The sequence below is a fragment of the Mycobacterium sp. TH-M82 genome (assembly GCF_057473605.1).
Genome location: NZ_JBYCKY010000726.1, coordinates 1 through 3849, shown reverse-complemented (window position 1 = coordinate 3849; position 3849 = coordinate 1). Strand labels below are relative to the sequence as shown.

General features: G+C 66.6%; 7 protein-coding genes. 4 read left to right on the top strand and 3 right to left on the bottom strand.

From position 1 onward, the window contains the following. Nucleotides 1-626, top strand: a 626-nt coding sequence (locus tag AC2VON_RS21450) for an esterase family protein (RefSeq protein WP_486954659.1), incomplete at its 5' end; no start/stop codon positions are given. A 122-nt stretch (nt 627-748) separates the two neighbouring features. After that, nucleotides 749-1102, top strand: coding sequence for a VOC family protein (locus AC2VON_RS21445; RefSeq protein ID WP_486954658.1), 354 nt, complete (start codon nt 749-751; stop codon nt 1100-1102). 79 nt (nt 1103-1181) lie between these two features. On the opposite strand, the gene AC2VON_RS21440 is transcribed toward AC2VON_RS21445, so the two are convergent. From AC2VON_RS21440 to AC2VON_RS21430, 3 genes are all read right to left on the bottom strand, one after another. After that, nucleotides 1182-2246, bottom strand: coding sequence for a S1C family serine protease (locus AC2VON_RS21440; RefSeq protein ID WP_486954657.1), 1065 nt, complete (start codon nt 2244-2246; stop codon nt 1182-1184). Nucleotides 2247-2341: 95 nt separating this feature from the next. After that, entirely contained in the window at nt 2342-2650 is a 309-nt protein-coding gene (locus AC2VON_RS21435) for a type II toxin-antitoxin system PemK/MazF family toxin (RefSeq protein WP_486954656.1), read from the bottom strand. Next, a complete protein-coding gene (locus AC2VON_RS21430; RefSeq protein WP_486954660.1) occupies nt 2637-2891 on the bottom strand; it encodes an antitoxin in 255 nt (84 codons plus the stop codon). Before AC2VON_RS21430 ends, AC2VON_RS21435 begins: the two co-directional genes overlap by 14 nt. Nucleotides 2892-3247: 356 nt before the next feature. On the opposite strand from AC2VON_RS21430, the gene vapB reads away from it, so the two are divergent. Both vapB and AC2VON_RS21420 read left to right on the top strand, forming a co-directional pair. After that, nucleotides 3248-3475, top strand: coding sequence for a type II toxin-antitoxin system VapB family antitoxin (gene vapB, locus AC2VON_RS21425; protein ID WP_486954655.1), 228 nt, complete (start codon nt 3248-3250; stop codon nt 3473-3475). Next, on the top strand, nt 3466-3849 hold a 384-nt coding region (locus tag AC2VON_RS21420), incomplete at its 3' end, for a PIN domain-containing protein (RefSeq protein ID WP_486954654.1). The genes vapB and AC2VON_RS21420, both read left to right, overlap by 10 nt.

The window sequence follows — 3849 nt, the reverse complement described above, 5'->3', positions numbered from 1 at the left end:
GGTACCGGCCGTCGCAGGGCAACGGCCAGGACTACACCTACAAGTGGGAGACCTTCCTGACCAGGGAGATGCCGAGCTGGCTGCAGGCCAACGAGGGTGTCTCGCCGGACGGCAACGCCGCGGTGGGTGTCTCGATGTCGGGCAGCTCGGCGCTGATCCTGGCCTCTTACTACCCGCAGCAGTTCCCCTACGCCGCGTCGCTCTCGGGTTTCCTCAATCCATCCGAGGGTTGGTGGCCCACGATGATCGGGCTGGCCATGAACGACGCGGGCGGCTACAACGCCAACAGCATGTGGGGGCCGACCAGCGACCCGGCCTGGAAACGCAACGACCCGATGTTGCAGATCCCGCGGCTGGTGGCCAACAACACCCGCATCTGGGTCTACTGCGGCAACGGGACGCCGACCGACCTGGGCGGCGACAACGTGCCCGCCAAGTTTCTGGAGACTATGACGCTGCGCACCAACCAAGCCTTCCAGCAGCACTACATCGCTTACGGCGGCACCAATGGTGTGTTCAACTTTCCCGCCGACGGAACACACGCCTGGCCGTACTGGAACCAACAGCTGGTGGCGATGAAGCCGGACATCCAGCGGACACTGGGCATCGTCGCCGATCCCACCTGAGGCGAAACCTGCCCGACACCCCCGAGGCATCGGCAGCAGTGCACCGCCGCACTGCTGCCGATGCTTTTGGCGACCGGCGAGAGTAGCTTCTGCGTCAGCGAACCATCGAACAGGAGGCAGCAATGGGCACGCACGAAGTTAAAATGATCGTCTTGTCGACCGACGACCTGGACGAGTCGATCCGGTTCTACAGCGAGACCCTGGGGATGGGCCTGAATTTCCGCGATGGGGCGCACTTCGCCGCCCTCGACGGCGGACCGGTCACCCTCGCACTGGCGACCGCGGTGGACCATCCCATCCACGGGCAGGTCGTCGTCGGTATCAAGACCGCCGATGTCGACGCCGCGGCGAAGGCCGTCGAAGCCAGCGGCGGCGGCGTCGTGCAGGGCCCGTACAACGACGCGCACGAGCGCCGCGCCGTGGTCTACGACAACAAAGGCAACGGCTTGGTGTTCTACAGTCCGCTGCCCCGGTGAAGGACACGCCCACGTCATGAAAATCGACGTGTGGATGCAGCATCCACCCGGCCTGCCTCCGCAGTGCGCAGACGGCCGGCTAGCCCGCCGGTCCGGGCACCAGCGTCACGTAGGCGGTGCGGTCACCACCCGGACCGTGCCAGGTCAGTGTGACGGTGTCCCCAGGGTGCTGCTGGTCGAGGACATTGGTCAACGCGGCGGCCGAATCCACCGGGATGCCGTTGGCCGCGGTGATCACGTCGTCCTTGCTGAGGCCCGCCTGCTCGGCCGGGGTGTCGGGGATCACCTGCTCGACTTTCGCACCGGCGCCGTTGTAGTCCACCACGCCGACACCCATGAACCCGGTGCCACCGATATGCACGGTGTTCGATGCGGCTCCGGCCCGAATCGCCCCGGCTATCGCCATGGCCTGGTCGATGGGGATCGCGTAGCCCTCACCGCCCAGCGTTGGCATCTTGTAGGCTTCCGACGCCGCGGTGTTCATGCCGATTACCTGACCGCCGGCGTTGATCAACGGCCCACCCGAGTCGCCTGGCCGGATCGCGGTGCTGGACCTGATCATGTCGGTCAGCGTCTCCGTGCTGCCGGTCATCGCATCTGATGCCGACACGGTTTGGTTTAACCCGGTGACGTTGCCGGGCACCGCGCTCGGCGCGCCGCCCTCCCCGTCGGTGTTTCCCACAGCAACCACCGGCTCGCCGATCGCCACGCCCGCCGAGCTGCCGATGTTGGCAGCGGGCAGGCCGCTCGCGCCGTGCAGCTGCAGCACCGCGATGTCGTGGGTGCGGTCGAAGCCGATCACATCGGCAGGGTAATTCTGGCCGTTGGCGATGGCGACGGCGCTGACTTCGGTCGCTCCGCTAATAACGTGGTTGTTGGTCAGCACGACCCCGTTCGGATCGAGCACGATGCCGGTCCCTGCGCTCGTCGCGCTGTGGTACCCCATCTGGGTATTGACATCCACCACGGTCGGTCCGGCCTGCGCGGCCATCACCGCGGGGTCCAGCGGCGGAGCGGGCGCCGCCGGATACTGTGGTGGCGCCGCGTACGCCGGCCCGGTAGCCAGCCCAGCCAGCCCCACCACCGCCACCGCCACCAGATTGAGCCCATTCCACCACGGTCTGCGGTGGCGAAGTCCGCTCATCGGGTCTCGCCCTCCTGTTTCGGTTCGCTTCAGCACAGCTTACGTGAACGCTCGGACACGTCGACCCATCAGTACGGCACCCAAGACCGAACCGGCTAGCATCCGGTGCTGGTCCACAGCGTGCGGCAGGCCTGGTGTAGACGTGCCGGAGACAAGCGGGTGATTCTGCGCCGAAACGCGGCGCGCGGCAGGGTGTGGATGTTGTCGAAGTTGATCACGCAGTCGCTCGGCACGTGATCCACCGCAGCGGTCAGTTCCAGCTCGGACACCAGCCCCCGACGGGTGCGGGTCAGTGCGGCGACGATGACCGCACCGAACCGGCCGGCGACCGGGTCCCGGGTGAGGACGAGCACGGGCCGGTCACCGCCGGGGGTCGCGGCGAACCAGAGTTCACCGCGGCGCATCGACCCAGTCAGCCCAGTCCGCCCAGTCTTCGGCGGGCCCCCAGTCGGCGACGCCGGCGAGCGCCTTTTCGTCGTCGGTCACCGGCTGCTCAGCGTAGGCCCGCGCCTCCTGCTCGGCGGCGAGTTCGGCCAAGTGGCGCTGCAGTGCATCGCGGAGCAGCTCCGACCGGTCAATGTGCAACCGGCGCGCCCACTGCTCGGCTTGCGCCGCATCGGCGGCATCAACCCGGAAGCTGAGCATCGTCATACGACGATTGTAGATCGTAGGACACCTCCGGCGCTGCCCGCCGACCAGCTCGCCGCCGGCTACCGGGAGCACCGCCCTTGCCAGCCGAGCCGGCGCTGCCGCCGCTGCCGCCCGAGTGGCTGCCTGTCCCGCCGTTGCCGCCGTCGCCGCCGTGACCGCCATTGCCGACGTCCGGGTCGGGCCCCTTTTGTTGGGTCAAGACCGTGATTTGTCTGCCACAGCGAGGCCCAGGAAGCGGTCGAGAAAAGTTTTCGCCGTATCTTCGACGAACCCGTTGGCGCTCCGAGGTCGGAAGCACTAAAGTGATATCGAAGATATCAAGGGGTATCAGGAGTATCAGGAGTGGTGACATGCCGGACGTACTTATTCGAGGCTTGACCGAAGCCGCCGTCGCCCGCATCGACACCGACGCCGCGGCCCATGGGCTTTCCCGTAACGAGTATCTGCGGCGACGATTCGAAGCTGAACGGTCAACCACCGCCGTCGGCGGCCAACTCACCATCGACGACCTCCGACGGGCTGCCGAAGCTGCCAGCGACCTAGCTGACCCACAGGTGATGGAATCTGCATGGCGGTGACCACCTGGCTCATCGACAAGTCGGCATACACCCGCCTACCGGAATCTCCCGACGCGCAGTTGTGGGTGGACCGCATCGAGCGTGGCATGGTTCGGATCAGCACCGTAACGCGACTGGAAATCGGCTACTCGTTTCGGACCGCTGCCCAAGCGCGCAACGAATCCGCCGCACCGCCCCTGGCGCTGATGCCGGTGGAATACCTGACCCCGGCAGCGGAAGATCGCGCAATCGAGGTCCAGCTCTTGCTGGCCGATCGTGGCCAGCATCGTGCGCCGTCGATTCCGGACCTGCTCGTCGCAGCTACCGCAGAAGTGTCCGACTTGACGGTGTTGGCCGTGGATAAGGACTTCGAGTTGATAGCGCAAATCACCAGC

What these genes read in the sequence shown, in the direction of transcription:
- AC2VON_RS21445 (WP_486954658.1), top strand. Translation starts at nt 749, where the DNA reads ATGGGCACGCACGAAGTTAAAATGATCGTCTTGTCGACCGACGACCTG.
- AC2VON_RS21440 (WP_486954657.1), bottom strand. Translation starts at nt 2,246, where the DNA reads ATGAGCGGACTTCGCCACCGCAGACCGTGGTGGAATGGGCTCAATCTG.
- AC2VON_RS21435 (WP_486954656.1), bottom strand. Translation starts at nt 2,650, where the DNA reads ATGCGCCGCGGTGAACTCTGGTTCGCCGCGACCCCCGGCGGTGACCGG.
- AC2VON_RS21430 (WP_486954660.1), bottom strand. Translation starts at nt 2,891, where the DNA reads ATGCTCAGCTTCCGGGTTGATGCCGCCGATGCGGCGCAAGCCGAGCAG.
- vapB (WP_486954655.1), top strand. Translation starts at nt 3,248, where the DNA reads ATGCCGGACGTACTTATTCGAGGCTTGACCGAAGCCGCCGTCGCCCGC.